At 73.2% G+C, this 1,903-nt stretch carries 1 protein-coding gene and 1 pseudogene; one reads left to right on the forward strand and one right to left on the reverse strand.

Translation table 11 applies throughout. The annotated features are described in order from the left end of the window. Positions 1-90: 90 nt before the first annotated feature. Positions 91-675: pseudogene (locus tag JHN63_RS51290) on the forward strand (hypothetical protein); the annotation flags it as partial. A gap of 563 nt (positions 676-1,238) precedes the next feature. Here JHN63_RS51290 and JHN63_RS51295 read toward each other — a convergent pair. After that, positions 1,239-1,649: a peptidase inhibitor family I36 protein gene (locus JHN63_RS51295; RefSeq protein ID WP_200691974.1), complete on the reverse strand. Its 411-nt coding sequence runs from the start codon at positions 1,647-1,649 to the stop codon at positions 1,239-1,241. Positions 1,650-1,903: the final 254 nt, after the last annotated feature.

Here is a 1,903-nt window from a genome sequence, read left to right on the forward strand (position 1 = left end):
AGTTCGAGGGCCGTGTGCGCGGCGCCGCCGGTCAGCCGCAGGCACTCGCGCAGCGGCTGCCACTCCGCGTGCCACACCCCGGCGGAGCGTTCGTCCTCGGCGATGCCGCACAAACGCAACCCCGTGCTGGCGACCCTGATCCGCTCCGCCGCCCTCCAGGTGCCCGCGCAGGCGACCGTCCTGATGCAGTGCCTGGCCGCCGAGGACGAACGCTCCGCCGGGGTGTGGCACGCGGAGTGGCAGCCGCTGCGCGAGTGCCTGCGGCTGACCGGCGGCGCCGCGCACACGGCCCTCGAACTCGCCCGCGGCCTCACCGTCCGCCCCGAACGGATGCGCGCCAACCTCACGGCCACCGGCGGACAGCTCCTCTCCGAGCGCGTCTCGGCCGTCCTGGCCCCCCGCCTGGGCCGGAGCGCGGCGAAGGAACTCCTCACCCGCGCCTCCCTGCTTGCCACCCGCACCGGCCTCCCGCTCGCCGAGGTCCTGGCCGGTCTCCCGGAACTGGCCGGCGTCCTCACCCCCCAGGAGGCGACGGCGCTGTTCGACCCGGCCGGCTACACCGGCGCGGCGGCGGCCCTGGTGGACCGCTCCCTCGCCCCGCCGCCCGGCCCCGGCCGGGGCACGGGCTCCGGCACGGGTGCGGTCGCGACGCCGTCCGGCGGACACGGCGTCTGACGGCGCCTCACCCGCCGGTCCAGGAGGCGCGGAGCCTGTTCCTGAACCCCGGCTCTTCGCCGTCCGCCCTCGACCGCCCCCTGTCCGACGGCTGTTGGCCATGAGCCGCCGGCCCGAGATCTGATCGCCCGGACGGAGCGGGCCGCTGCTGCCGTTGCCCGCCCCGGGCCGGACAGCGGCAGCAGGTTCACCACCGGCGACATCGTGAACGCCTCACCAGCGCCCCCGTTTCGGACGGGCGGCTCTGCATCCCCGTGCGGGAGTCCTCGGGGGTGCACCGATCCTGCGAATGACCGGCGTGGGCCCGCGCCGGAACGGTAGGACAGGCTCAGAGGCGCGAGCTGTCGTCCTGCTGCTGGTCGCCTTCGGCGCCCTGTCACCGCATCCCGGCCCCGCGACGCGTCGCGGGGCCGGGATGCGGTGGACGGTGAGCCGGCCGGGGAGCTTGGGCCGGGGTGCCCGTGGCTGTCATGATCCGCATCGGCGACGGTGGGGCCGCTCCCCGTCGACGGTCCCACCGGATGCTCGGCCCGTGCCGTGCCCACCCTCTGCGGTGTCCGGACTCAGCAGCTGGTGAGCCACTTGTGGGACAGCACCTTCAGGCCGGGGCCGCCGCTGACGCCAGGGCCCTTCACGCCCTGTCCTATGCAGCCGAGATACCCCGAGTAGCCCGTTCCGGAATAGAGGCCGACCCCCTCGTACGAGGATGAAGTCCCGTTGTTGTAGACCGACTTGACGTTGCGGTCGTCGGCCCATGAACACACCACGGGCGTGCTGGTCCAGTCGTTGTCGGCGTTGCTCCAACTGCAGCGGTTTCCCGTGTAGTTGATCTGGTCCCAGACGCACAGGCTGCCGGAAGGGCAACTCGCGGCGGCTTCGGCCGAACCCGGTGCCAGCAGGCCCAGAGCCGCCACCGTGGCGGCGACGACGGTCGCGCTCAGAGTCCTGCGGACTGTGCGTGTCGTGATGTTCATTCATGGTCCTTTCCCGTGAGTGATCCTTCCGGCGGAGAACACGTCTCAGGCGGCCCCCCCCGGCGGTGCGTGCACGGATTGTGGAATGCCGACCTTGCCTAAACCTTGTCCGCCCTGTGGGCGCCTGCCGTGATGGATCCGCACCCCAGGTGACGAGGCGGACCGGGCAGACCGGTGAGGATGACGGACTGTCGACTGCTGGGTCTGCCGGGGGCTGCGCGTGGCCGGACGCTCCGTGGAGTCCGGCCCGCCGC

This window comes from Streptomyces sp. MBT65 (assembly GCF_016612545.1).
Taxonomy (GTDB): domain Bacteria; phylum Actinomycetota; class Actinomycetes; order Streptomycetales; family Streptomycetaceae; genus Streptomyces.